Origin of the sequence: Mobilitalea sibirica, from assembly GCF_015999265.1 — a bacterium.
Taxonomy (GTDB): domain Bacteria; phylum Bacillota; class Clostridia; order Lachnospirales; family Lachnospiraceae; genus Mobilitalea; species Mobilitalea sibirica.
In genome coordinates this window covers 65,708-91,337 of record NZ_JAEAGR010000014.1, presented here as the reverse complement: position 1 = coordinate 91,337, position 25,630 = coordinate 65,708, and the positions used below count along the sequence as shown (strand labels likewise).

Genomic DNA, 25,630 nt, shown 5'->3' with positions numbered 1-25,630 from the left:
AAAATAGGATCCAATTCATTATTATGAAAAGCATAATATAATTTCAAATTGACTCAATTTATAATTCATTAAAATGAATAATAAATTGAGTTTTATATTTCTATGTGGTAAATTGAAGGAAAAAGGAATTAATTAAGGTATTTAGAAGGATAAAAAAGATTAGCGTAAGGCAAATTCGTATCTTGGTGATGAGTATTTTTATCATTTATACCGGGTTTGGGTTAATAACAGGAGAAAGAATTTCATCTCTGGGAATTATTAGAAGTCTTGGACTTACAAGAAAGAAATTGAATGGGATACTCATCGTGGCACTTACTACATATTTATCAATGGGTGTGGCTCTTTTTCTTGGTATTGTAGTCTCATTTAATATAATTAGGATATATTTGATTAAGCCAATTAAAGAAGTAGAGCAGCATGTTCTTAATTTGGCACAAGGAGACTTTAGTGTTCCGGTACCTAAAATGATCAGTAAAAAGAAAGATGAATTTGGTGTTGTTGCAAAGGCATTTATCCAAATGCAGTCAGAGGTCTCTAATATTATTAGTGAAGTTATCACTAAATCAAGCGAAGTTGATTTGGGTGCAAAAAATTTATCTAAAACATCCAAAGAAATGTCATCAACTTCACAAGAACTAGCCAATACGATGGAACAAGTTGCGGAAGGGGCTACAAGCCAAGTAGAGCATCTTCAAGGTATTTTAAAATCTCTGCAGGAACTAGAAATGAGTATTAAAAGTGCAAATGATGGTTTAAGCCAAGTAGAACGTGAATCAGATGTTGCAGAAAGCAAAGCCATTGGGCATGAAATGAACAGCAAAATGAAATAAAAGCGATATAATTATTTTTATCATAAAGTAGATGAGAGGTAATTATATGTCAAAACCTAAAAGAGGTAAACATGTTAAAGAAATTCCAAACTGGCGTGGCACTTGTCCTGTGTGTAAACGTACAGGAGTGAAATTATTATGGACAAGAATAATGGAAGGTAGAAGCCAGCAGAGTGTTTGTAAACGTTGTGCAAACTAGCTACAAAACCAAAGTTTGCTATATACAGATTGGAGAAACAATAGTGGATATAGTACAAAGCCTTTATGAAATAATGTATAATAGAAGAAGTATACGCTGCTATCAAGAGGAACAAGTGGTTGAGCATGATAAGATTATTATGTTACTGAAAGCTGCAATGGCGGCTCCATCAGCATGTAATTTGCAGCCATGGGAATTTATTATTGTTAACGAGAAGGACAGTGTAAATAAGCTTAAAGAGTGTATTGATAACAGCAATGGCAGATATTATAATGCACCGACTGCTTTTATAGTTTGTGGTAATACAAGCTATCTTCCCTGGGAAGGTAAGGGGGAGCTGGATTGCAGTGCTGCAATTGAAAATATTCTATTGGCAGCCACAGCTATGGGACTTGGGACTGTGTGGATTGGTGCCTTTGATGAGGATAGTATTCGTAGGAATTTTGATATACCAAGTCATGTTGCAGTGAATGGTATAGTGCTTTTTGGTTACCCAGCTGAACAGAAGTCAGCAAGAACACAATATACGGAGGAAGCAATTTACTGGCAAAAATATGATACACAAAGAGTGCATGCTTCAAGATCTATAGATATGCGATTTTTGTAGAAGTAGCATGAATTGCGGACAGAATATTGGTTTCTTCTACTTCTATTATAACAGCATTAATATCTTTGGTAATGTCTACAACCACTATAATATTGTTAAAACACATAAAATGAATATGATTCATTAAGCATATTTTTCTTATGCGGCCCCTTAGTGTGAGAATTAAAGTTAATGAAAAATATATTTCTTCGAGGAATGAAAATGAAAGAGTATCAAGGATTTAATAGTTGATAGTAAGTACTTAACTTCAGGCTTTAGTAGTTCCACTCTGCTCTGATAAATATGAGTAAGCTTATTAGAGATGGTTTGATGAATCAAATAGGAATAAATGCTTTTGTTTTAAATTATCGGGTTGCTCCCATTTACTCCATTTACTTCACTGAACTGTTTAGCGGAGGCTTATGAGAGTAAATATTTTATATCTTGCTGTGGAGGAAATTAAAATGGATATTATAAAAGTTATAGAAACGCTAAAGCATAAAGGTTATACCGTTTCTTATTTTGAAAATAAAGAAGATGCCGCTGTATATTTAAACAATATAATAGATAATAAATCAGTTGGTTTTGGAGATTCAGCTACTTTATTGGGTATGAAACTATTTGAAAGACTTTCTTCTCATAATGAAATTTTCGATCCGCAACATTGCCCAATTGGAATGAACTTCATTGATACTGCAAAAAAATCTTTAACAACAAAAGTCTTCCTTACGTCAGTAAATGCATTATCAGAAACAGGGGAGATAGTGAATATTGATGGTACTGGTAATCGCGTAGCTGGAGCCCTATTCGGTCATGAGAAGGTTTACTTTGTTACAGGCTCTAACAAAATAGTGCCCACACTTGAAGACGCCATTTGGCGTGCACGAAATATTGTGGCTCCCCAAAATGCTATGAGATTACAACTAAGAACACCTTGTGCGAAAAAGGGAGAACGTTGTTATGATTGCTCTAGCCCGGATCGGATTTGTAATGGCATGATGATTCACTTTAAAAAAATGAATGATATTGATATGGAAATCGTTTTAATTAATGAGCGACTTGGTTTTTGAACTACACCTGTAGTATAATTTCTCTACGTTATTGGATTTTGAAACCATATAGAGGTATAGACAAAGAACTGAAACATAATAGCTATTTAAAAGGGGATTGAGAGGAATGGTTGATATACCTGATAAATTTAAGAGCCTAATTAATGAAGAGAATTATTCTATTGACGATGTGGGGATGTCGGATTCTACAGTTATTCTGTTTCATGATAAAATCCTTAAAATCCAAACAATAAGTGAAGAATCAGAGAATGAATACCATGTTATGGAATGGTTGCAGAACAAGCTGCCAGTGCCTATGGTTTTGGGATTTGAAAGAGATGAAAAGAAGACTTATCTCTTGATGACAAAAGTACCTGGAGAAATGTCCTGTGCTGACCAATATATGAAAAATCCAGAGCAATTAATCACCATATTGGCCGAAGGATTGCAAATGCTTTGGAAGGTAGATATCAGTAACTGCGCATACACATGTAATCTAGAGAAAAAATTGCAGATGGCAAAATATACAGTGGAAAACAACCTTGTGGATATGGACGATGTAGAGCCTGATACCTTCGGTGAAAATGGATTTGAAAATCCAGAACTTCTTCTTGAATGGCTTAACAATAACAAGCCAGAGGAAGAGCTAGTATTATCCCATGGAGATTTTTGTCTTCCGAATATATTTTTATCAAATGGAAAAGTTTCCGGATACATTGATTTAGGTAAGACAGGAATAGCAGATAAATGGCAGGATATCGCTCTATGTTATCGTAGTTTGATTCATAATTTTGATGGGAAGTATACTGGAAAGCAATATCAGGGGTTTGTTGCAGATATGCTGTTTGAAAAGCTAGGAATAGAGCCTAAATGGGATAAGATTCGTTATTATATTCTTATGGATGAACTTTTTTAGAATTTATTTATCTGGTCTGGACGAAATGACTGGTTTAAATTATCTTGTTTGAATTCTACAGTTACTTGTGATCTAAACGAACATCATTATATTTAAGGAAGTTAATAACAAAAGCCATAAAAGAAAAGACATCTTACACCAATTCAGTAGGGTGTCTTGTCTTTATTCTAAATTATTTACATTTCCCAGATTAAATCTACCGAGTTGGATAGGTTTAGATAAGAAGGATTTCTTGAACATTATTAATCGGGATGCTATAGTATGATTAGTTACTATTATGTTAGATGGCAGTCAATCATTGCCAGGAGGAGGATTTATGGTTTTTAACCCGAATAGCGGCTTTTTGTACATAATTGCTGTAATCATGATTTTGTTTGTTATAGCGCAGTCTCTGTTCTTTCTAATCAGGGCTTATCGTAGAGCAAGAACTATAGGAATGGATATGGCACAAGTCAGAAAGACAATCATATCAACGGCTATCTTTACGATAGCACCGGCAGTATCCATATTACTGGGTGTGGTTACACTATCAAAATTCATTGGACTACCATTACCATGGATCAGACTTAGCGTAATAGGTGCCATTACCTATGAGCTTCCAGCTGCAACCACGACGGCTAATGCTCTGGGTATCTCACTTTCCGAGACAATTGTTGATCCTCGGGCGTATTCGGCTATAGCCTGGGTAATGACCTTAGGTATTATTCCAAGTATTGTTTTGGTTCCGATCTTATTAAAACGAATACAAAAAGGGATACTCTCTATTAAAAACAAAGATAGTAAATGGGGAGATTTGTTTATTACAGCAATGTTTCTGGGAATGATTGCGGCTTTTCTTGGGATGGTCTTTTCTGATGTTAGAAATGGACTTGTTGGGTGGATACCGATATTTGTTCTTCTTTTCTCAGCATTATTAATGGGAATAAGCGGATTATTAATTAAAGTATGTAAAATGAAATGGCTGCAAAACTATGCATTACCGTTTAGTATGCTCGGTGCCATGGCATTTGCAGCGGTCATTACGCCTATTATAGTGAAGTAAGGGGGAGAAGTATGAAAAAATCATATGATGATATGTCACACTATTATGGAAGGTTATGGATCTGGACAGCTGTGGTTATGCTTTTCTGTGTTCCGATAGCAATCTGTATTCATTACAATGCATGGCCTGGATTTACGCCAGTCTTAAAGGGATTAATTGGTGTAGCACCGATCTATTGGACGGTAGGTACAATTGAAGTTATTACCTATACTCCAATGTTAGGTACAAGCGGTTCGTATCTGGGTTTTGTAACCGGCAATCTTACTAATCTGAAGGTTCCCAGTGCACTAAATGCAATGGAAAATGCCGGGGTAAAATCCGGAACAGAGGAAGGAGAAGTAATTTCAACCATTGCGATTGCCACTTCTTCTATCGTGACTACAATCGTTATCGCAATTGGAGTTCTTCTGCTTGCACAGCTCGCACCGATCATTAATTCGCCGGCCTTAAAGCCTGCCTTTGAAAATATTCTTCCATCTTTGTTTGGAGGATTGGCGGTTGTATATGTAAGTAAGAACTGGAAGCTTTCATTGGCTCCCTTGCTATTTATGATTGTATTATTTTTGTTGGTACCTTCACTTGCAAGCTCGGTAGGAATTCTTGTACCTGTGGGGGCACTAATCTCGATTGGAGCTGCAAGGATATTATATAAGAAGAATATGATTTAAGGGATGATGTGTTTTAGTTTCATTTTCACACAACAGAGCCAAATACTACGAACAATTGAGAAAGAAGGTGGGTTGATGGGATTTTATTTAGGAATGGGTTTATTATGTATATTAATCATAATCCTATCTGTTATTTTACTTAGGGCTGCAATGTTTCGACCTGCTCAGGATAAACCCGTAATACATGAAAGCTATCAGCTTGATCAAGATAAAATAGCAGCAGACATGGTAGAAATGATACGTTGCAGAACGATATCTTATCGTGATGTTAGTAAGGTGGACCAAAAAGAATTTGATAAATTCATTACACTTCTTGAGGAACGTTTCCAAAATGTACATAAGACCTGTAGCCGTCAGTTGGTAGGTAAAACAGGATTATTGTATCACTGGAAGGGTAAAGCCTCCGATAAACCATCTGTTCTAATGGCTCATTACGATGTGGTTCCGGTTGATGAGTCCAGCTGGAGTAAGCCTGCTTTTGAAGGAATTATCGAAGAGGGAAGTATCTGGGGGAGAGGAACTCTGGATACCAAAGGAACCTTATGTGGAATTATGGAGGCTGCTGAATATCTGATACAGAATGGATATGTACCAAAGCAGGATATTTTCTTCTCATTTTCAGGAGAAGAGGAAATTGACGGTGATACCTGTGCTGATATCGTGAAGGAATTGGAAAAAAGAAATGTGAAACCTGCTTTCGTTTTAGATGAAGGCGGAGCGGTAGTAGATAAGGTTTTCCCGGGGGTAACAAAACCCTGTGCTTTGATTGGTATCGGTGAAAAAGGTAGTGTTAATATGGAATTTTCAATTGAAAGTCAGGGAGGACATGCTTCCGCACCACCGCTCAATACCATCGTAGGAGAATTAGCTAAGGCTATTGTGAAGATTGAAAAGAAGCCATTTCCCTCCAGGCTAACAAAACCGGTTGCAGAAATGTTTGATGCCTTAGGAAGACACTCCGCTTTCCCATACCGCATTCTATTTGCTAATCTATGGTGTTTTAGACCATTATTAAATCTAATATGCAGACTATCTGGCGGTGAATTAAATGCAATGATGAGAACGACTTGTGCAATTACAAGAATGGAAGGCAGTGACGCTTTTAATGTTCTTCCTCCGAAAGCTAAGATCGGTGCAAACCTTCGCCTGTTAGGCTCCGACACTATGGAATCAACTATGAGATACCTTAGTAAGGTCATTAAGAATGATAAAATTCAACTTCATATCGTAAATGGTATGAACCCCTCTATCTATTCAGACACGAATTGTGAGGAATGGAATAATCTAAAAGAGGTGATTCATAATACCTGGCCGGAAGCAATTGTTTCACCATATCTTATGATGGCCTGCAGCGATTCCAGGCATTATTGTCGAATTACCGATCATGTATATCGCTTTTCTGCTATGGAGCTTACGAAAGAGGAGCGTGGGATGATTCATGGACACAATGAAAGGATTAAGATTACAACCTTATTAAAAACAGTAGAGTTCTATGTAAGACTTATGAAAAATATATAGTATTTTGGTGAATTTGATTCCATGGACGGAGCATATTGAGTTGGTAGTATTGACGTCAAAGGTAAAATAACATTTGGTAAAATGGAAAAAATAAGATAGAATATTAGTGAACTGGTTACTTATAGGATAGAATTAATAGTGGGTTTCACGTAATAAAGGTAGAGTTTGAGATCTGCTTTTAATATGTTAATTACTCCGTTTGGATGGGCAGAGTAGGGTGGGGTAAAGTTGTAGCGGTTAGTAGGAACAACTATATCCCCCTTGTGTAATGATATAATTAAAGGGGATATCTTATATGCATCCAGAACAAAAGCACGTGAAACGATTGATACAAGGTTAATTCAATCTGGCTGGATAGTCTAAGATATGCGAAATCTAAATCTTGTTGCAGGAGTAGGTATTATAGAGGCAAAGAAAGTTTCGATGTAGTGCAAGCTTGAAAAAGCAATTCGCAGTAATGTGGTTAAAGGTGAAGATGGGAACAACGTAAAAATAAGAAGTATAGTGCAAAATAAAATGATTAGAAAAACGTATGGAGGATATGAAGTGTCAGAAACAATTAATCATTGTTAAGTCCTTCAACGGAAGAAATGTGAGTAGAAGAAGTGTAAACAGATTTTGTAGGCCAAAAATGCTTTAATGAGGTTGTGGCAAATCTTAAATTAGTGTTTGGGAGCATGTCGGTTTTGATGGGTTCCTTTTATATTCGAGTTTCTTTTTAACATTATATATCGTGAACTTCCAATCTAAACCAATACAAAATATGTTATAGTATGGTTAGAATTAGTGTAAATGTTAGAGGGTGTGAATGAAAGAGACTTTGCAAAATATAAAGATAGAGGAGCATAATGATGGATGACAATAATATAGAACTTTTTAGACCAGATAATCGTAAAGTGTCTGTTATCATTAATAAGAAAGCATATTTGATTCCAACTCATTTTTCCATGAATGATGGAGAACGTTATATCAAAGAATTGGTAAAAGAAAATAACTATAAAAAGTCACTTGCAATCATTATAAGTGATAAGATTCATCAGGCTGAGTATGATGAAATACCGGTATTACAAGATATCATTGACGTAGAGGATGAAGCATTCAGTGAATATATTTGTGCAATAATTTCCGATAGTGAAGAATTAAAAAAAATATTCGATGATATAGATAATAATCTGCCAATTAGGGAGAAATTTGCTATTGCGTATAGAACGTATACAGATCACATTGCAAAAAGATTGGCAGAGTCGATGCGTCCTTTAGTTGAAAGCTTGAATCGTGATAAACAGAGTGTTGATTTTGGCTGGATGAATCAGATGCAAGAATTGGCGAACAAACTGCGTCCAGTTTTTCTTGATGTAGTTGAACAGAGTAATCGTATTGTCCAAAATATTGCAAAAAGCTTACAACCTTTTCAGCAGATAGCGGTTTCCATAGCGAATACAATATCTAAAATACAAATTCCGAACATCTCACAAAAGAAGATAGAACGCTGGAAAGAAAGTTATATAAAATGGGGAAAATTAGGTTGGGCTATTCACCCAGATGCACCATTCGATTTTTATAATTGCTTCCCAGAAGACAAGAAGATAGCAAATAAAATGGCTATGGAATTCTGTGGTACGGAAGCAATGGAAGACTTATTTGAAAGGATGCATGGTCAAAAAATTAAGAAAGCTGATTTGGACTCAGCAATTTTTTGCTACAAAAATAGGCAATATAAGGCGTGTGCATTACTTATTTTTAGTTTATTGGATTCGAAAATGATACGACTACAACCCAAACACACAAATCGTTCAGTTGGACTTGGAGGGACTTCAAAGTTAAAGAGTAAATTGGAAGATAAATTAGCGGATGAGCATTTTTTGTTTACTTCACTATATGGTATTAATTTTGTGACATGTTTAGAAGTTTACTTTGCTAAAGGAAATAACTTTGTTTCCGAACCGGGAACTATTAATAGGAATTATGTGGATCATGGTATGAATATTAGAAGTGTTAGAAAAAGGGATTGTATTCAGTTATTCATTGCACTACACAATATGGATGAGTTCATAGATTATATTTCCTGAATTAGATAAGTTTAAAAACTGATCTTGAACAAAAAGTACCATTACATCAATTTCTTGCAGAATTATTAGTTGGCTCTTTAATAAATATAAATCAAGATTCAGGAGATTTTTATACTATGCCTTACACTTTGAAACATATAAATAAAAATATAATTGTAAAAAAGAGAGAACCTGATTCATTCAGATAGAAAAAACTGACAATGTGATTATATCACGTATGTCAGTTCTTTTAGTTTGATTATTAAATTTAATTATATATAACCAAGCAAATTCCCAGCAAATATATGGTCTACAATAGATTGATTATACCATTTACCTTATATTTCGAAAAAGCTGCTCTTTGTTGCTCAAATAAAAAATAATTATTCAATAACTTCCCAATTTCCTTGTGTATACTACGGATCAATCATATCACTGATACCAGCAAGTAACATAATAACTCCTTGAACCCTATGAGGTTGAGCAATGTACACACCTCTTCCTTCATTTTTAACATCTTCTACAATTAAGTCAGCAGCTATCAGTGGCTTAAGATGGTGATAAACTTGACCTGTTGAACTATATCCACATTCTTCAACTAATTGTGCTACGGTCATTGGTTTTTTAAGAATGTAGAGAAGAATATTCAAACGGTCACTATTTCCGATACAGTTTAAAACCTTACCTGCCATTTTATTTTCGATAAGGGACAGTAAACCATCTGTATTTACTTCGTTTCTTATCCATGTAGATTGACGACCACCGGATTCATATACACCTAGATACGTTATCGCGCCGCTTTGTTCATTTTGTTCGCAAGTGTTTTCAAGGTTATAAAGAATATTCATAATGGCAGGGTTTGGATGCATATTCACCATTTTATGAATACGCCCTGTTTTCTTCTGTGGTTCCTTCGATGTTACTTTTGGATTCGTAAAAGCATGTAATAATTGTTTGATTTCGCTTAATTCATCTTTTAGTGAATCAATTTCTACACCATAATCTCTTGCCAAATATACCACCTCATCCTATTATTTTATTAAAACGTAATTACGCAATGCAAATTATATACGTGATAGCGTGTTAAATCCGGAAGAGCTTAATGAATATAAAGATGAAATAAATGAAATTATAAACACACAAATTCCACCCATATTTATTGGTCCTACTCGCTTTACATTTAATAAAAAATTTTAAAGAAGTTTATCGGTATAAATTGGGAAATATTATATTTAAAATGAATGGAAGTGTTATAGGTGATATTTGAAAAGATTAAGCAAGAAATCATGGCTGACCCAATGAATGAGGCATATACCAAAAAAGGAATCCCACCATTATTCAAAGCTTCTGTAGAAGCACGCATTGCCATAGTTGGACAAGCACCAGGTCGTAGAGCAGAAAAAACTCGTTTGTTTTGGAATGATTTAAGTGGTGACCGATTGAGAGAGTGGTTGGGAATATCCCGTGAGAAATTTTATAAAACGGACCGTATTGCTCATTTACCTATGGATTTCTACTATCCAGGAAAAGCTAAGACCGGCGATGCCCCACCTAGAAAAGGCTTTGCAGAAAAATGGCATCCCTGTTTACTAGATAGAATGCCGAATATTGAAGTCATAATTCTAATTGGAAGCTATGCACAGGAATACTATTTAAATAGTCGGCGAGAGAAAAACTTAACGGAAACAGTGAAAAACTTTAAGAAATATTTACCGGATTATTTTCCGTTGGTTCATCCTTCCCCATTAAACCTTGGTTGGTTGAAAAAAAATCCATGGTTTGAAAGTGATGTTTTACCTATTTTGAAGGATATAGTAGACAGGAATGTATGAGTAATCATAGAGATCATACTCTGATTATGAAACACCAAGTAATATTTTCTTTAAAAATTTTATCATTATGTTATAATGATAAATAGTGTAGAAAGTAATGATGCTAGTATTTTCCAGTCATAGTTAACAGAAACATATGCATGTTTTTGATTCATGATAGTATTCATGATAAATCGGCTTACTGGTTCATCTTGTTTACACAAAAGCAAAGTGAACATAGTTAGCTTGATTACTATCCTGAAACACGTACTGCGTATCATGTCTGTATAGTAGATAGACATAGGTGAACCGCGAAGCGTGTTTCTTCCGATTTGACTATTTTTTAACTAACTTTATAGGAGGACTTAAGAAAGAATGAAAAAAAGAAGGATTTTTATGCTGACTATTATGGTAGTCACAATAGCCTTATCTACATTAGGCTGCAATTTAGCAAAAAAGGAATCTGAGGATTTGACATTGAAGGTGGGGCTTATGCCGGCGGTAGATGCAGCTCCGGTTTTATTGGCTGAAAAGAACGGGTATTTTAAAGAACTGGGGTTAAATGTGGAATTACAGATATTCAACAATGGACAGGATAGACAGAGCGCTCTACAGACACAGTCAATTGACGGTGCAATAACAGATTTGATAGCGGTGGCTGCGAATGTGGACGGAGGATTTGATATAAAAGCCACTACAATGACGAATGGTGTATTTCCTGTTCTTCTGAAGGAAGGAGCCGATAGCAAGCAGAACATTAAGGTGGGTATGATGGAGGTCAGCGTAACCAATTTTTTGATTGATGAATGGCTAAGCGATCAGTATACGATTGAGAAGGTTTTTATCAATGACATTCCTGCAAGACTGGCGGCAATTGGAAGTGGTCAACTTGATATGGGGCTGTTTCCTGAACCATTGGCGTCCATGGGAGAATTGAATGGACTTCAAAAGAAGCTGTATCAACCCGAAGAAGGTTTTTGTCCGGATGTCATCGTTTTCACCGGAAAGGCTTTGAAAGAAAAACAGGAAGCAGTTAAGTTATTTCACGAAGCATATAACAAGGCTGTTGATGAGTTAAATCAAAATGCACAGGTGGGAATAGATATTATTATGGAGAAAATCCCTAACTTGAAACCTGAAATCAAGGATAACATAATCCTTCCCGAATATACAAAGGTATCGATTCCTGATGATCAATACATAGATAAGATTATTCAATGGACATCTGAGGCAATGAACAAAGAATTAAAGGTTAAAGCAGATGACTTAGTCGAAAGAAGGTTTGTAGAACCATGATAAATGTGAGGGATCTGGGAGTAAACTACGGTAATGAGCTTGCTTTAAACAATATTGATTTGGATATTCCGGGGAATAGAACCTGCGCAATTATCGGTCCCTCCGGATGTGGTAAGACGACCCTGCTATATACAATAGCAGGGCTTCTTAAGCCTTCTGCCGGAAAAGTGTTGATTAATGATGAAGAGGTGCAAGGAGCCCGTAGAGAAACTGGAGTTATTCTTCAGAATGGAGGACTCTTTCCATGGAAGACAGTTTGGGATAATGTTTCCCTTGGTCTGAAAGTAAGAAAGTTTGATAAGTCTGCCATTAACCAAAAAGTTGCTGCTATCTTAGAGGAACTAGGGATTTTAGAGCATAGGAATAAATATCCGACGCAACTTTCTGCGGGACAGAAACAGAGAGTAGCTATTGCGAGAGCACTTGTGTTGGAACCGGATCTGCTTCTGATGGATGAGGCTTCGTCAGCCCTTGATGCCATCAACAGAGAGCTTATTCAGAATTTGATTTTAAAGCTATATAAGAAAAATCCCATCACTATGGTATTGGTTACCCACAGTATAGAAGAAGCAGTATTCCTAGGACAGACCATTGTTATTATGAAGCAAGCCAAGATCAATCATAAGATTAATAATCCTTATTTTGGTGATGAGGATATCCGTTCTAAGTCCGACTATTACAATGTCTGCCGGGAAGTAAGGGAATTGTTAAGAGGGGAGGATGAGGAACAATAAGAACGCAAAAGAATGTACAAGGCTACAAAACCTTATTCGGTAGTCTCATTGTTTTTATTATATGGTATCTTTTACATATCTTTTTAAACTCGAATATAGTTCCGGCGCCATATGAGACAATAGTTACATTTGGTAAATTAATAATGACAGGGGATCTTTCTTTACATATAATTATTAGCATATTTCGAATTACTACAGCTATCGTAATCTCCCTAGGCATTGGTATACCCATTGGACTATGGCTGGGACTTTCGAAAAGAGCAGATGCCGTTCTTTCACCGGTTACCTATATCCTTTATCCTATTCCCAAGGTGGCTTTTTTGCCCTTATTTATGATGCTTTTTGGATTGGGTAATAGCTCGAAGATTATACTTATCATATCCATCATTGTATTTCAGATTATTCTGACTGTCAGAGATGGAGTAAAAGAAATCCCTACGGAGTATTATTATTCCGTCAAAACTTTAGGATTAAATCGATGGCAGATATATAGAAATATGGTAATACCCGCTGTATTTCCAAAGATTATATCAGCGCTACGGGTTAGTATCGGTGTTAGTATTGCAACACTGTTTTTTAGCGAAAACTTTGCAACAACATACGGTATCGGATATTTTATCATGAATTGTTGGGTCATGGTCGATTATATTCAGATGTTTGCCGGAATTCTAGCTATGAGTATTATGGGAATTGTCATTTTTAAAGCAATTGACTTGATGGAAAGGAAACTTTGTCCTTGGATTTGAGAACAGGTTTTATTGTAAAATAACTAGACAATGGTATGCCATAGATAGTGAGAATGTAAAGCATGAAAGTCTGCTTGATGGATTTATTAAGATAGATATATAGAAGAGTAAGAGTAGGATAGGGAGATAAACAATGGGAAGCAATACAAATTTAATCATAGAAATTACAGTAAAATTGATTAAATTTCGGGATGTAGTCTGTCCTAACTGTAACAAAAGTATATTGGTTTCAAGGTATTCTTATAAACATAATAATACTGAGTATAAATGTCCCACTTGCGGTGAACTATATCATCCCTGTAAATTGATATAGTCAATTTCATATTCAAGCATAATAGCTGGACAACCTAAGTAATTTTCTAGAATAAACGATATACACGAAAGTGGATATTGGATAATATAAAAAATAGAGTTGCTTCACATCTATAGATGTTTCTTTATTTTATTGCAGACAGTAGCCGGATTTGGTGAGGTCAAAGTCAATAAGTATGGTGATGATATAAAGAAAATTGTGGAGAAATATTAAATGCAATATAATGTTAAAATAATATGGCTGTCACACTAACTAGTATAAAGTAGTTAGTGTGACAGTGCTTTTTATATCTATAATCCTATATGAATAGATATTATTAATAAAGATTACTTTATTTTACTTATAACATATTTCTAGCACATAATTGATTAACATCATAATTAAAAATAATAAGATTCTAAGCATTAAAATCATACCATACGTTACCACAAGTAAAATAAAAATTACACGTAGTACGTGTCAAAGTGCTCCCGATAGAGCAATCATAGTCGTTGCTTTGAACAAGAAATTAATTGACAGACCGATCGGTCATCAATATAATAATCTTATAATGAATAGAATTGATAGCTTGCAAGAAGTTATTTAAGACTAAGACTTATATATTTTGAATTGTTTAATACTTAATAATTAGTTGACAATTATTACGATGAATTTGGAGGACTTTAGAATGAAAAAAATAATTATTTATTATTTTAGTGGTACTGGAAACACATGGTGGATAGCAAATGCACTTTATCTACAATTAAAAGGGCTTAAGCATCCCGTTGAATGTTATTCTATTGAAAAGCTCTCAACAGAAGATGTAATAAAACAAGTAAATGAAGCAGAACATATTGTGTTAGGCTTTCCAGTATATGGTTCAACTGCTCCAAGACCAATGCTAGATTTTATTCAACAGTTCCCGAATGCTACCAATAATCAGTTAATCAGTATCTTCGCGACTCATGCAATGGCTTCTGGTGATAGCGCATATTACATTGGTTCATTTTTCACTCGTAAAGGCTATGAGCTTAATCAAACAGAGCATTTTGTAATGATGAATAACTTTCACTTACCAAAGTTTAGATTTTATAAACCTAAGAATGATTACCGTCTTGATCTACGACTCCAAAAAGTTCTACCAAAAGTGGAAAGACTAGCAGAAGAGATTAGTAATAACCAAAAGCATATAATTGGAAATAATTTATTTGGACATCTATTAGGCGGTTTACAAAGAAAACATATTGACAAAACAATAAATAAGTTAGGTAATGAATTTAAAGTGGATTCAAAGCAATGTATTAAATGTGGAAGATGCGAACGTATATGTCCAACACATAATATAAGCATGAGACAAGGTACATACCAGTTTGGAAATAAATGTGCTTTATGTTTACGTTGTTATAGCCAATGTCCAGTATCTGCAATACTCATAGGCGAAGGTACAAAAAACAAGACTAAGTATCCACGCTATAAAGGACCTGGAGAAGATTTCAACATTAATATTTTAATAGAAAACATTAAATGATTTAGTAAGAATAATATAATAGTTTTTTAGGAATGGGGAGTGAAATCATGAAATTAAATACCGATTTGCGTTTAATAAAAGGAGAAGAAACCTATAGTAGAATTCTCCTTTCCGCCATCGAAATAATATCAGAAAGCGGTATAAGTGGAATAACAGCCTCAAAGCTATCCTTAGTATCTAATGTTAGTAAAAGCAATATATTTCATCACTTTAAGTCTACTAGCGAGATTCCTAAGGCAGTACTGGACATGATTATTCGGGAATTGATGAAGCCAATCGGTGGACCCAATGCTAATAGTCTAGATGATTATCTAAATTCATTAGGCTATTCTATTGTTAATATTTCTGATGAGTATAAGAAAATCTATAAGTCTTTCTTTTCATTTTATCATGAGAGTATGTTTAATGAGACATATCAAAAAATCTTGGGAGAGTATCTCAATGCTTCGAAAGCTGATATGACGAAGCAAATAAAAAGATATTCCAGTAAATCTTTGACAGATCAAGAAGCCAATACTATTTCTACTCTTATTCTTACAACCTTAGATGGCATAGGACTCCATTTTCTTATGAAGGGAGATAAGAATGAATATTTGAAGGTATGGAAGCTACAGGTTGAATTTATATGCAACTCAATTAAATAGTTAATGAATTGAGAAGGATCTTATAGTAATAAGACCTTCAAATAGCGAATTACTATATTTTTTTATAATAATGGAGGTTAATAATGGATGTAAATAAGAAAATAGCAATTGTTACCGGAGGAAATGCCGGTATGGGTAAAGCAACGGTCGCAGCACTTGCTGATTATGATTATACAGTTATCATGCTATGTAGAAATAAGGAGCGGGGACAAGCTGCTTTAGAGGAACTGATGATAGGCACGAAAAGGGATATTCAACTTATGCAGTGTGACCTCGATAGTTTGGAGAGTATCCGTAAGTTCACCGATGAGTTTAGACAAAGATATTTCAGAGTAGACGTATTGGTTAACAATGCTGGTGTAATCTACTTGGATAGAAGAGAAACGGTGGATGGATTAGAGGAACAGTTTGGGGTTAATCATATAGGACATTTTCTTTTGACACTACGACTTCTAGATTTGATGAAACAGGGTAGTAGAATTGTAGTGGTGTCTTCCGGAGCGCATAAAGTTGGAAAGATCAATTTCAATAATTATAATCTGTCTAAAGGATATAATGTATTAAAAGCGTACAGTCAATCTAAGCTGGCTAATGTATTATTTACCAGAGAATTAGCTACAAGAATAAAAAGCAGAGGAATAACAGTGAATTGCTGCCATCCGGGAGCCGTTGCAACATCCATGGGAGTTGATCGGAAAACAGGCTTTGGTAAGACCATAACCGGGTTATTAAAGCCGATATTTTTGACACCGGAAGAAGGAGCAAAAACAGCAATTTACTTAGCTACCAGTCCGGAGGTAAGCAAAATAACAGGTAAATATTTTTATCGTTGTAAAGTGGCAAAAACTTCAAAAGCTGCTAAGTCCAGATTGGATGCTAAGCGTTTGTTTGACCTTAGTGAGAACATTACAGGGGAAGTGCTTAAAACTTCAAGCTGTTAGAAATATAGGGTGAAATGCTATAATTATAAAAATTATGGTGCATTATTAGCGTGAGTCGAAGAATATATGATTTGTTACATTATTAATTGTCAGGATTAACCTTGGACCAATTTGTTTCGCCCCAGTAACACATAAGATCTAAAATAGGAATAAGTGTCTGTCCTTTTTGAGTTAGAGAATATTCAACTTTAGGTGGGATTTGGTGATATTCTTTGCGATTAATCAATTGATCGGCTTCAAGTTCCTTAAGTTGTTGGCTCAGCATTTTATGGGTAATACCTGAAAGGTTTCTCCTAAGCTCCCCATATCTTAAGGTTCCTTCTCCGGATAATATGTATATAATCAACCATTTCCATTTGCCACCGAGCACAGATAAAGTATATGTCACGGGGCAATCGTAGAGATTTAGCTTACATTCTTTCATTTCATACTCTCCTTTTGTATAGTATCTTACTTGATATATAGTATCTATCAGAAAAGTGCATACTTTCCATATGGAAGAATATCACATATAATTAATAAAAACAACATTAATTTATGGAGGTTTCTACATATGTCAAAAAATATACTCGTTTTAACTGGCAGCCCCAGAAGAGGCGGTAATAGTGATAAGTTGGCAGATGCATTTATTGCAGGCGCCTGCCTATCAGGACACAAGACAATAAAATATTCGACCGCAGAAAAAAACATTAAGGGATGTATAGACTGTAAGACTTGTTTTAGTAAAGGGGTCGCATGTTCTGTTCCTGATGATTTTAATGAACTGGCGCCGTTACTGGAACAGTCTGATATGCTTGTATTGGCTACACCATTATATTGGTACTCGTTTCCGGTACAGCTAAAAGCTGCAATTGACAAGCTTTATTCTTTTATTATCGGGAATAGAGCACTGAAGATAAAGGAATGTGTACTTCTAGTCTGTGGAGGCGACAAAGATGAAGTTCAATACGAGGGAATTGTAAAATCCTATAAGTTGATAGCTGATTTTTTAAAATGGAAGGATAAAGGTATCATCATTGCACCAGAAGTTTATGATAAAGATGATATCTTGAAAACAGACGCACTAATGAAAGCTGAACTATTAGGGAAAAGCATACTTTGATGGATTAAAGAGGGCTGCACTTCATTCATAATTGTGTGAAGTGTAGCCTCTTTTAACAATTTTATTTACTTGGTGCAACACCTTTGATAAAAAGCTCCGTGTATTGGGCTTAATTGGAAGTTCTCCTTATCAAAAAGATATTAAGGTCATTTGAATCATACTTGAGTTTTCTTTAGGGAATACAACTCACGTAGATGTCAAATGACCTTTTTGTTTTGGGATGATCTATTCGGTTTGGTATTTTTAATACTGTATGCCAAATTCAAATAAATTAACATTAGAATTTTATTATGCGGTATGTCTTTTCATTTACATAAAAAATTAGTACAATATTGGTAGAGAATAAAAAACTGTAAGGGGAGATATATAAGGATGGGTAAGGTATACTTCAAGGATAAAATATGGATGGGTTATTGTATTATATTATTGTGCTATGTAATTGCTACATGGATCGGTGTAACTGTATATATACATATAGACGGTGCTTTATGGCTGAGGGTACTGGTTGCAGATGTCGTCGCAACGCTTTTCGTATGGATTATAAGCTTATTATTTCAAAATGCATCTATTTATGATCCATATTGGAGTGTACAGCCCATGGTGATACTTACTCTCTTTATGGTACATAGCCGTAACTACGGTGTTGGAGCAATTTTAATTTACGCAATCATAATGTTCTGGGGCATCAGGCTTACATCGAACTGGGCCTATACTTTCCAAGGATTTCGTAGACAGGATTGGCGATATGATCTTATAAAGGAGAGAACAGGACGGCTTTACCAGATCGTGAACCTTCTGGGAATTCAACTTATGCCAACTTTCATTGTATACTTATGTATACTACCAACAATTTATTATATCGAACTTAGGAGCACTTTCCATGCAGTCTCTTTAATCGGTCTATCAATCAGTGCCTTGGGTACATGTATACAGATGATAGCTGATCTGCAGCTGCATACTTTTCGTAATAGGAATGTAGTTAGGAGTAAAATAATCCGTACCGGTTTATGGAGATATTCCAGGCATCCGAACTATCTTGGAGAGATTCTTATGTGGTGGGGTGTTTATCTGACGATACTTCCAAATCATAATGAACTTTGGTATCTGTCTCTTGGAGCAATTATGAATACACTCTTATTTAGATTTATTAGTATACCAATGGCAGAAAAGCATCTGGCTGCCTATAAAGAGCACTATGAGGAATATAAGAAAGAGACCAGGATGCTACTTCCGTTTCCTAAAAAACAGTAGCATAGTAGTTGGGTTATTTGATTGATAATTTAGTACACATCAAGTGGTTTACCAGGTTGAATAGAATGAATAAAGAGTTGTTTGATGTTATAATAAAATGAAAGTAATGAAAGTTAATACAAAGAGAAAGGGGCGTTTACCCCTTTCTCTTTGTATTATTAGGGGTATCCGAATAAGAATTTAATAAATTTTTATAAAAGAAAAAAGTTTTAATTACTGTATTGACTAATATTATCATTAATGATAATATTATATTTAACGATAACATAATCAAATATGATAATATTGAAATGAAGGTGAACAATATGAATACAGAAGCATTAAAAAGTATGATGAATCCCATAAGACTTAAGATTGTACAGGAGATTTCCTTAAAAGGAACTGCAACGACGAAAGAGATTGCACAAATATGCGGAGACATTCCACAGGCAACCCTATACCGACATTTAAATGCTCTTTTAAAACAGAATATTATTGAGGTTGTTTCTGAAAATCAAGTAAGAGGAATTCTTGAAAAGGTATATGCAATCAAAGAAAATCCACAAGAAGACATTGATAAAAGGGTAAATGAGTTGAGTAAACAAGAGGTTACAGAATTATTTACGCAGTTTATTATTAGCCTATTATCAGATTTTGAACATTATATGTCAGGTAAAAAAAGCATCAATATTATTGAAGATAAAGCCGGTTTTCGAAGCTATCCCTTATTTTTAACAGATGATGAGTTTATGGAGATGATGGGGGAAATTCACGAAAGTATTCAAAAAAGATTAGAGAATAAACCATCCTCTGATAGAAAGCTTAGAAAATTATCTACGATTACAATACCTTATCATCAAAAAAGGAGGAATAACAATGAATCATAATTATAAAGAAAAAAAGGTTACAGTTAAGGGTACCTTTGATTTAGTAGCAACGGTCGCTATACCGGAAGGTATCAAGCAAAAGATGCCTGCAGTGGTTCTGATAGCCGGTACCGGAACCTCTGATCGAGATGGCAATATGAAAAAATTCCAATCTAATATTTATAAAGAGTTATCTGAGATATTCGCAAGCCAAGGATTTGTTACTATACGCTACGATAAAAGAGGGGTTGGAGAAAGTAAAGGCGATTTTAGCAATACGGGATTGCTTGACCTTGTTGAGGATGTAATATCTAATATAAAGTACTTAGAAAGCCTCGATTTTGTTGATCCAAATAAAATTATATTATGTGGACACAGTGAAGGAACAATGATAGCGACTTTGGTCAGTACCAGATATAATATAGCAGGTATGATACTTTTATCCGGAGCGGGGACATCTTTGAAATCAGCGTTAAGGTATCAAAACTGGTTGGTGTTTCAAGAAATTCAAGGTATGAGCGGATTAAAAGGTATGATATTAAGAAAGTTAATCACTGAAAAGAACTATATGAAAAATGTTAACACTTTATTTAAAAAATGCTGTGAAACTAACAAGGATACTGTTAGAATTATGGGCAAAAAGATGTCTGCAAAATGGATCAGAGAGCATAATGATTTAACGGATGAAAGGATTATAGACATAATAAAAAATGCTAATATTCCTATATTAGCAATTACAGGGGATAAAGATGCCCAGGCTACCTATGAAGATATTCGGAACATAGAGAAATTAGAATTACCCCATGTAACAACCCAGATTATACCGGGTATGGATCATATTTTAAGAAAACATGAGGGTGCACTATCGGTTCTAAATGTGAGAAAACAATATGCTTCTGAGTTTTCAAAGCCCTTACATGATGGTTTAGTGAAGGCGATTGCTGAGTGGGTGCATAAGTATTATTAGATACAAGTATTATATATAAGCTATCAATATGAGGAGATATTCCTTAATTGGTAGCTTTTTAAGTGATAAGAATAAATCAAATTAAATAAAGACATGAGAGTGTACTGACCTCCAAAAGTTAGACTTAAAAATCTAACGATTGGAGGTCAGTATTTTTATGTCTTTTTCTTATGGTTTATCTTGTGGTTAACAGCTTGACAAAAATACTTAACTCTGCTACCATATATATGAAAATGATAACCAATATCAAAAACAGATAAAGAAAGGATGATGAATATGAGCATTCTTTTAATTGGCGGACATGAGAGAATGGAGAATATTTATATAAAAAAAGGAAAAGAGAAAGGGCATAAGTTAAAGGTAATGAGCAAAATGAAGACAGATTTTTCAAAGAGGATTGGAAATCCGGATGCTATTATTATCTTTACGAACGAAGTTTCCCACAAAATGGTGATTGCTGCTGAGAGCGCAGCGAAGAAGAATGATGTTGCAATAATAAAATGTCATACCAGCAGTCAATCTGCTCTGAAAAATATTCTTGAAGAAATCGATGGTTTAGTATGTATGGCATAAAATCATAATAGAAAGGATAAAATGATGAAAAAAGTTGTAGTTATATATTGGTCAGGAACAGGTAATACCAAAGCGATGGCAGAAGCTGTGGCAGAAGGATGCACGGATATGGAGGTTCGATTATTACAGGTAAGTGAAGCTTCTGTGGATCATGTAGCAGAAGCCGATGCGGTTGCATTCGGATGCCCAGCTATGGGATCAGAAGAGTTAGATGATACAGAAATGGAACCGTTTATTGCGAGCTTGTCAGATAACGTTGTAAATAAGCCGATCGTTTTATTTGGATCTTACGGATGGGGCAATGGTGAATGGATGGCAGATTGGGAAGATCGCATGTTGGATCTTGGAGCTAAGTTAATAACAGAAGGTCTTATTATAAATGAAATGCCTGATGAGGAAGGAATCAAAAAGTGTAAAGAACTGGGGAAAACTTTAGCAAAGGCTATTGAATAAAGACTAACTGTTGACTACCGAAAAGAGGAACTAGGAATGACAAAATCGACAGCAATTAAATATTTAGAAAGAATGAGCATTTACACTGAAATAGATTTCATACTATATAAAATATGTTTTCACGCAGCACCTACGATTCATCGTGTGAAGCCTGCTTCGCTGATATGTTTTTATAACAGTCAAACGGTTCGACTTAAGGATATGTGGGATGAATATAAACATTCCATTGAAGAATTACTTCCCTTTCAATTCAGGGAAGTGAAAAGATGCGACAAGGGAGTAAATGTGCTTTTTTATTGGAAGGATTGGATGGAAAGAATTATTAATAATAAAAAGAATTCCACATATTTGAACGATATGGGGTACACTGAGACAAAAGGGATAGAGGAAGTCCTTGATATTTTAAGTGAACATTTTAAGAATGGATGCCCTCATGAGGTCGGTATTTTTTTAGGGTATCCATTATCTGATGTAATTGCATTTTCTAATGGTAGTAATCAAGACTGCCTTGGTGTTGGTTATTGGAAAGTCTACTCTAATATGCCAAGAGCAAAAAAAATATTTGAGCTATACGATAAGACCCATGTTCACATTATTAAATCGCTTGAGAGGGGGGTAAATCCACAAAATCTATTCCAAAATGTTGCAATGACTAGGAAAACATCACAATCTGCTTAGAGAATTATTATTAATCAGCAATCGTCCCTAAAATGATTAACGAAAATAATTCGAAGCTGATTGCTATTGACATATTGTTAAATACAAACTAACCTAAAGCAAAACCAATAAACATGAGCCTAATCTTTGTCATCGGGTAAATATTATAAGGTGTTCTCAAACATTCCGCTAAAGCTTAGAAGGGATGTTTTGGAACACTTTTTGTTTTGTGATATGAAGAAGTAGGAAATGGAACAATCAATACTATAAATTATGCTAATTATTTAAGTCTGAATCTTCTTGGAATGTTAGGGCTTTCCCTGTACATCTTATATTGTTGGTGGGACATGGAAACAGTAATAGACAAAAAACACACCTGTGGTATAATTTGCTATAAGGGTTAAAAAGTAAATATAAAGGAGCAAATTATGTATTCGTTGCTATTAGCATTGATTTATCTGGCTTTTATCAGTCTGGGATTACCGGATGCGCTTTTGGGCTCGGCCTGGCCGACCATGTATCCTATACTTAATGTACCTGTTTCTTATGCCGGTATTCTCTCTATGATTATTGCAGGGGGAACGATTGTATCAAGTTTAAATGCGAACCGGCTAACTAGTAAATTTGGTACGGGCTTTTTGACAGCAATAAGTGTATTGATGACAGCGATTTCGCTATTAGGCTTTTCCGTTTCAAACTCTTTTTGGATGCTATGCCTGTGGGCTATTCCTTATGGTCTTGGTGCCGGTGCAGTAGATGCAGCTCTCAACAATTTTGTTGCTCTACATTATGCTTCCAGACATATGAGTTGGTTGCATTGTTTTTGGGGTGTAGGAGCATCCATCGGGCCCTATATTATGAGTTATAGTCTAGCGGTAAAGAATAGTTGGGAGAGCGGTTATTCTAGTGTTGGAGTATTTCAAATTATATTAACTATCATTCTAATGATTAGTTTACCTGTATGGAAAAAGCAGGCTCAGAATAAGAGAACAAGTCAGACGGGTACAGTTAAACATTTGAAAATTCATGAGGCACTGCGTATCAAAGGGGTAAAGCAGGTGTTATTGGCCTTTTTCGCTTATTGTGCCCTTGAGACGACTACAGGCTTGTGGGCGAGTAGTTATTTAGTCTTGCACAGGGGGATTGAAGCTGAAACTGCAGCCGGATGGGCTTCTTTATTCTATTTAGGCATTACGTTTGGACGCTTTTTAAATGGTTTTGTTGCGGATAGATTCGGAAACCGCAATATGATACGGGTTGGATTGGCGATCATAGGCATTGGACTGATTGCAGTGATTTTACCCATAAACTTAGGTTTTGTAACTTTAGTTGGTTTGGTTTTCATTGGTTTAGGCTGTGCACCTATTTATCCTTGTATTATACATGAGACACCAAGCAATTTTGGAGCGGAAAATTCAGGGGCAATCATTGGTATTCAGATGGCCAGTGCCTATACCGGAACCACATTTATGCCACCTATCTTTGGCTTGTTAGCGGATTATACTACAATTGCTATATACCCAATTTATTTAGGTATGTTACTGGTTTTGATGTTAATTATGACTGAGAGGTTAAATCGTATGATAGCTAGTCGTAAAATGGAAAATTAGTTGTTATTTAATACAGAAGCACTGCATAACATGAATTAGACAATAAATCCTAAAAAGTATTGACATATGGAAGTTGTTAAATTAGAATGAATAAAAATTCAACTTGAATAATTACAACAGAGAAAGAAAGGGATTAAAAATTATGGATAATAATTTACTATCAAAAAAAGTTGGCATTATCGGCGGTGGACAATTAGGTAAGATGATGATTAATGAGGCTGCTAAGATGGGAATTTATACCATGATTTTAGATCCAAGTATTGAGTGTCCGGCGGGCTATCTGGCGAATGATAAAATAGTTGCAGGATTTGATGATACGAAATCCCTGATCAAGTTGGCACAGAAGGTAGATGTTCTTACCTGTGAATTCGAACATATATCAACCAAAGCATTAAAAACTCTTGAAGAGAAAGGACATAAGGTATATCCCGGTTCCCAGGTTTTAAGTATTATTCAGAATAAATTTCATCAAAAAAAAGAGTTACAAAATCATAATATTCCTATCGGTGATTTTATGAAAGTGGAGGGTGTTGACAGTATTAAAATTGCAGGTCAACAATACGGTTATCCAATTATGTTAAAAAGTAGCCTGGGGGGTTATGATGGGAAAGGGAATTATTTAATCCGAAATTTAGAGGATATAGAAGCCGCTTATGAAAAACTGCAAGGAGATAAAAATCCATTATACGTAGAGAAATTTATTCCCTTTGAAAAAGAAATATCGGTTCTATGTTGTAGGAGCATCGATGGTGAAATCGTTGTATACCCCGTGGCGGAAAATGTTCATAAAGACAGTATCCTTTTTGAAACCTGTGTACCTGCAGCTATCACAGAAAAGAATGAAAAAGATGCATTAGATATAGCGAAAAGGGTTTGTGCTGTATTTAAAAGTGTTGGTATTATCTGTGTGGAAATGTTTTTAACTAAAACAGGTGAAATTCTGGTTAACGAAGTAGCTCCAAGACCTCATAACTCGGGTCATTATACCATTGAAGGCTGTGTTACATCCCAATTTGAAAATCATATAAGGGCGGTTATAGGTCTTCCTTTAGGTAGTACGGCTTTAATCAGACCGACTGTTATGCGTAATATACTGGGTGAAGAAGGATATCAGGGTCAACCTTATGTTCAGGGAGTGAAGGAGACTCTTAAGATAGAGGGATTAAAGCTTCATATTTACGGAAAAACAGAAACTAAGTATCAACGAAAAATGGGACATCTGACTGTTACAGCCCCTTCTTTGGAGGAAGCTAAGATAAAAGCAAAAGAAGCCGGTGCTTTGGTTAGAATAATATCACAGTAATGAAAAAGGAAGGATGATTAC

26 protein-coding genes are annotated in these 25,630 nt (G+C 35.1%); 24 read left to right on the top strand and 2 right to left on the bottom strand.

Going from position 1 to position 25,630, the window contains the following annotated elements; translation table 11 throughout:
* Positions 1-188 precede the first annotated feature (188 nt).
* The 8 genes from I5677_RS13040 (at position 189) to I5677_RS13005 (ending at position 8,877) form a co-directional block, all read left to right on the top strand.
* Positions 189-830, top strand: a complete 642-nt coding sequence (locus I5677_RS13040) for a HAMP domain-containing protein (RefSeq protein WP_197662069.1) — start codon at positions 189-191, stop codon at positions 828-830.
* Between the two features lie 272 nt (positions 831-1,102).
* The gene (locus tag I5677_RS13035) at positions 1,103-1,636 is read left to right on the top strand and encodes a nitroreductase family protein (RefSeq protein WP_197662068.1); all 534 of its coding nucleotides are present in this window, start codon (positions 1,103-1,105) and stop codon (positions 1,634-1,636) included.
* Between the two features lie 443 nt (positions 1,637-2,079).
* Positions 2,080-2,685, top strand: a complete 606-nt coding sequence (locus I5677_RS13030) for a lactate utilization protein (RefSeq protein ID WP_197662067.1) — start codon at positions 2,080-2,082, stop codon at positions 2,683-2,685.
* A 106-nt stretch (positions 2,686-2,791) separates the two neighbouring features.
* On the top strand, positions 2,792-3,580 hold the full coding sequence (locus tag I5677_RS13025) for an APH(3') family aminoglycoside O-phosphotransferase (protein WP_197662066.1): 789 nt from the start codon (positions 2,792-2,794) through the stop codon (positions 3,578-3,580).
* A gap of 316 nt (positions 3,581-3,896) precedes the next feature.
* Positions 3,897-4,622 (top strand): DUF5058 family protein, encoded by a 726-nt coding sequence (locus I5677_RS13020; RefSeq protein ID WP_197662065.1) that lies wholly within the window; start codon positions 3,897-3,899, stop codon positions 4,620-4,622.
* Positions 4,623-4,633: 11 nt separating this feature from the next.
* On the top strand, positions 4,634-5,290 hold the full coding sequence (locus I5677_RS13015; protein WP_197662064.1) for a hypothetical protein: 657 nt from the start codon (positions 4,634-4,636) through the stop codon (positions 5,288-5,290).
* 75 nt (positions 5,291-5,365) lie between these two features.
* Positions 5,366-6,808, top strand: a complete 1,443-nt coding sequence (locus I5677_RS13010; RefSeq protein ID WP_197662063.1) for a M20/M25/M40 family metallo-hydrolase — start codon at positions 5,366-5,368, stop codon at positions 6,806-6,808.
* A gap of 851 nt (positions 6,809-7,659) precedes the next feature.
* A complete protein-coding gene (locus I5677_RS13005) occupies positions 7,660-8,877 on the top strand; it encodes a hypothetical protein (protein ID WP_197662062.1) in 1,218 nt (405 codons plus the stop codon).
* Between the two features lie 395 nt (positions 8,878-9,272).
* On the opposite strand, the gene I5677_RS13000 is transcribed toward I5677_RS13005, so the two are convergent.
* Entirely contained in the window at positions 9,273-9,869 is a 597-nt protein-coding gene (locus tag I5677_RS13000) for a winged helix-turn-helix domain-containing protein (RefSeq protein ID WP_197662061.1), read from the bottom strand.
* 243 nt (positions 9,870-10,112) lie between these two features.
* On the opposite strand from I5677_RS13000, the gene I5677_RS12995 reads away from it, so the two are divergent.
* From I5677_RS12995 to I5677_RS12965, 7 genes are all read left to right on the top strand, one after another.
* Positions 10,113-10,688: a uracil-DNA glycosylase family protein gene (locus I5677_RS12995; RefSeq protein WP_330617922.1), complete on the top strand. Its 576-nt coding sequence runs from the start codon at positions 10,113-10,115 to the stop codon at positions 10,686-10,688.
* A 354-nt stretch (positions 10,689-11,042) separates the two neighbouring features.
* Complete coding sequence (locus tag I5677_RS12990; protein WP_197662060.1) at positions 11,043-11,963, top strand: ABC transporter substrate-binding protein; 921 nt, start codon at positions 11,043-11,045, stop codon at positions 11,961-11,963.
* Positions 11,960-12,697 (top strand): ABC transporter ATP-binding protein, encoded by a 738-nt coding sequence (locus I5677_RS12985; protein WP_197662059.1) that lies wholly within the window; start codon positions 11,960-11,962, stop codon positions 12,695-12,697. Before I5677_RS12990 ends, I5677_RS12985 begins: the two co-directional genes overlap by 4 nt.
* 143 nt (positions 12,698-12,840) lie before the next feature.
* Positions 12,841-13,443 (top strand): ABC transporter permease, encoded by a 603-nt coding sequence (locus I5677_RS12980; protein ID WP_243456600.1) that lies wholly within the window; start codon positions 12,841-12,843, stop codon positions 13,441-13,443.
* 980 nt (positions 13,444-14,423) lie between these two features.
* Complete coding sequence (locus I5677_RS12975) at positions 14,424-15,263, top strand: EFR1 family ferrodoxin (RefSeq protein ID WP_197662058.1); 840 nt, start codon at positions 14,424-14,426, stop codon at positions 15,261-15,263.
* A gap of 47 nt (positions 15,264-15,310) precedes the next feature.
* Positions 15,311-15,907, top strand: a complete 597-nt coding sequence (locus I5677_RS12970) for a TetR/AcrR family transcriptional regulator (protein WP_197662057.1) — start codon at positions 15,311-15,313, stop codon at positions 15,905-15,907.
* 83 nt (positions 15,908-15,990) lie between these two features.
* The gene (locus tag I5677_RS12965; RefSeq protein WP_197662056.1) at positions 15,991-16,848 is read left to right on the top strand and encodes an SDR family oxidoreductase; all 858 of its coding nucleotides are present in this window, start codon (positions 15,991-15,993) and stop codon (positions 16,846-16,848) included.
* An 82-nt stretch (positions 16,849-16,930) separates the two neighbouring features.
* Here I5677_RS12965 and I5677_RS12960 read toward each other — a convergent pair whose 3' ends face one another.
* Positions 16,931-17,272 carry a winged helix-turn-helix transcriptional regulator gene (locus I5677_RS12960; protein WP_197662055.1) on the bottom strand — a complete coding sequence of 114 codons (342 nt, stop codon included), beginning with the start codon at positions 17,270-17,272 and terminating at the stop codon, positions 16,931-16,933.
* 129 nt (positions 17,273-17,401) lie between these two features.
* Here I5677_RS12960 and I5677_RS12955 point away from each other — a divergent pair, with 129 nt between their 5' ends.
* The 9 genes from I5677_RS12955 to purK all read left to right on the top strand — a co-directional run bounded on the left by I5677_RS12955 (position 17,402) and on the right by purK (position 25,609).
* Positions 17,402-17,950: a flavodoxin family protein gene (locus I5677_RS12955; protein ID WP_197662054.1), complete on the top strand. Its 549-nt coding sequence runs from the start codon at positions 17,402-17,404 to the stop codon at positions 17,948-17,950.
* 372 nt (positions 17,951-18,322) lie between these two features.
* Complete coding sequence (locus I5677_RS12950; protein WP_197662053.1) at positions 18,323-19,201, top strand: DUF1295 domain-containing protein; 879 nt, start codon at positions 18,323-18,325, stop codon at positions 19,199-19,201.
* Between the two features lie 305 nt (positions 19,202-19,506).
* Positions 19,507-20,067, top strand: a complete 561-nt coding sequence (locus I5677_RS12945; RefSeq protein WP_197662052.1) for a helix-turn-helix domain-containing protein — start codon at positions 19,507-19,509, stop codon at positions 20,065-20,067.
* Positions 20,057-21,013, top strand: coding sequence for an alpha/beta hydrolase family protein (locus I5677_RS12940; RefSeq protein ID WP_197662051.1), 957 nt, complete (start codon positions 20,057-20,059; stop codon positions 21,011-21,013). Before I5677_RS12945 ends, I5677_RS12940 begins: the two co-directional genes overlap by 11 nt.
* Positions 21,014-21,289: 276 nt before the next feature.
* Positions 21,290-21,586, top strand: a complete 297-nt coding sequence (locus I5677_RS12935) for a DUF2325 domain-containing protein (protein WP_197662050.1) — start codon at positions 21,290-21,292, stop codon at positions 21,584-21,586.
* A 21-nt stretch (positions 21,587-21,607) separates the two neighbouring features.
* Positions 21,608-22,039 carry a flavodoxin gene (locus tag I5677_RS12930; RefSeq protein WP_330617921.1) on the top strand — a complete coding sequence of 144 codons (432 nt, stop codon included), beginning with the start codon at positions 21,608-21,610 and terminating at the stop codon, positions 22,037-22,039.
* A 36-nt stretch (positions 22,040-22,075) separates the two neighbouring features.
* Positions 22,076-22,717 carry a DUF3793 family protein gene (locus I5677_RS12925; protein WP_197662049.1) on the top strand — a complete coding sequence of 214 codons (642 nt, stop codon included), beginning with the start codon at positions 22,076-22,078 and terminating at the stop codon, positions 22,715-22,717.
* A 407-nt stretch (positions 22,718-23,124) separates the two neighbouring features.
* Positions 23,125-24,306: an MFS transporter gene (locus I5677_RS12920; RefSeq protein ID WP_197662048.1), complete on the top strand. Its 1,182-nt coding sequence runs from the start codon at positions 23,125-23,127 to the stop codon at positions 24,304-24,306.
* Positions 24,307-24,448: 142 nt separating this feature from the next.
* Positions 24,449-25,609: a 5-(carboxyamino)imidazole ribonucleotide synthase gene (gene purK, locus I5677_RS12915; protein WP_197662047.1), complete on the top strand. Its 1,161-nt coding sequence runs from the start codon at positions 24,449-24,451 to the stop codon at positions 25,607-25,609.
* Positions 25,610-25,630 lie beyond the last annotated feature (21 nt).

What these genes read in the sequence shown, in the direction of transcription:
- I5677_RS13040 (WP_197662069.1), top strand. Translation starts at nt 189, where the DNA reads ATGAGTATTTTTATCATTTATACCGGGTTTGGGTTAATAACAGGAGAA.
- I5677_RS13035 (WP_197662068.1), top strand. Translation starts at nt 1,103, where the DNA reads ATGTATAATAGAAGAAGTATACGCTGCTATCAAGAGGAACAAGTGGTT.
- I5677_RS13030 (WP_197662067.1), top strand. Translation starts at nt 2,080, where the DNA reads ATGGATATTATAAAAGTTATAGAAACGCTAAAGCATAAAGGTTATACC.
- I5677_RS13025 (WP_197662066.1), top strand. Translation starts at nt 2,792, where the DNA reads ATGGTTGATATACCTGATAAATTTAAGAGCCTAATTAATGAAGAGAAT.
- I5677_RS13020 (WP_197662065.1), top strand. Translation starts at nt 3,897, where the DNA reads ATGGTTTTTAACCCGAATAGCGGCTTTTTGTACATAATTGCTGTAATC.
- I5677_RS13015 (WP_197662064.1), top strand. Translation starts at nt 4,634, where the DNA reads ATGAAAAAATCATATGATGATATGTCACACTATTATGGAAGGTTATGG.
- I5677_RS13010 (WP_197662063.1), top strand. Translation starts at nt 5,366, where the DNA reads ATGGGATTTTATTTAGGAATGGGTTTATTATGTATATTAATCATAATC.
- I5677_RS13005 (WP_197662062.1), top strand. Translation starts at nt 7,660, where the DNA reads ATGGATGACAATAATATAGAACTTTTTAGACCAGATAATCGTAAAGTG.
- I5677_RS12990 (WP_197662060.1), top strand. Translation starts at nt 11,043, where the DNA reads ATGAAAAAAAGAAGGATTTTTATGCTGACTATTATGGTAGTCACAATA.
- I5677_RS12985 (WP_197662059.1), top strand. Translation starts at nt 11,960, where the DNA reads ATGATAAATGTGAGGGATCTGGGAGTAAACTACGGTAATGAGCTTGCT.
- I5677_RS12980 (WP_243456600.1), top strand. Translation starts at nt 12,841, where the DNA reads ATGACAGGGGATCTTTCTTTACATATAATTATTAGCATATTTCGAATT.
- I5677_RS12975 (WP_197662058.1), top strand. Translation starts at nt 14,424, where the DNA reads ATGAAAAAAATAATTATTTATTATTTTAGTGGTACTGGAAACACATGG.
- I5677_RS12970 (WP_197662057.1), top strand. Translation starts at nt 15,311, where the DNA reads ATGAAATTAAATACCGATTTGCGTTTAATAAAAGGAGAAGAAACCTAT.
- I5677_RS12965 (WP_197662056.1), top strand. Translation starts at nt 15,991, where the DNA reads ATGGATGTAAATAAGAAAATAGCAATTGTTACCGGAGGAAATGCCGGT.
- I5677_RS12960 (WP_197662055.1), bottom strand. Translation starts at nt 17,272, where the DNA reads ATGAAAGAATGTAAGCTAAATCTCTACGATTGCCCCGTGACATATACT.
- I5677_RS12955 (WP_197662054.1), top strand. Translation starts at nt 17,402, where the DNA reads ATGTCAAAAAATATACTCGTTTTAACTGGCAGCCCCAGAAGAGGCGGT.
- I5677_RS12950 (WP_197662053.1), top strand. Translation starts at nt 18,323, where the DNA reads ATGGGTAAGGTATACTTCAAGGATAAAATATGGATGGGTTATTGTATT.
- I5677_RS12945 (WP_197662052.1), top strand. Translation starts at nt 19,507, where the DNA reads ATGAATACAGAAGCATTAAAAAGTATGATGAATCCCATAAGACTTAAG.
- I5677_RS12940 (WP_197662051.1), top strand. Translation starts at nt 20,057, where the DNA reads ATGAATCATAATTATAAAGAAAAAAAGGTTACAGTTAAGGGTACCTTT.
- I5677_RS12935 (WP_197662050.1), top strand. Translation starts at nt 21,290, where the DNA reads ATGAGCATTCTTTTAATTGGCGGACATGAGAGAATGGAGAATATTTAT.
- I5677_RS12930 (WP_330617921.1), top strand. Translation starts at nt 21,608, where the DNA reads ATGATGAAAAAAGTTGTAGTTATATATTGGTCAGGAACAGGTAATACC.
- I5677_RS12925 (WP_197662049.1), top strand. Translation starts at nt 22,076, where the DNA reads ATGACAAAATCGACAGCAATTAAATATTTAGAAAGAATGAGCATTTAC.
- I5677_RS12920 (WP_197662048.1), top strand. Translation starts at nt 23,125, where the DNA reads ATGTATTCGTTGCTATTAGCATTGATTTATCTGGCTTTTATCAGTCTG.
- purK (WP_197662047.1), top strand. Translation starts at nt 24,449, where the DNA reads ATGGATAATAATTTACTATCAAAAAAAGTTGGCATTATCGGCGGTGGA.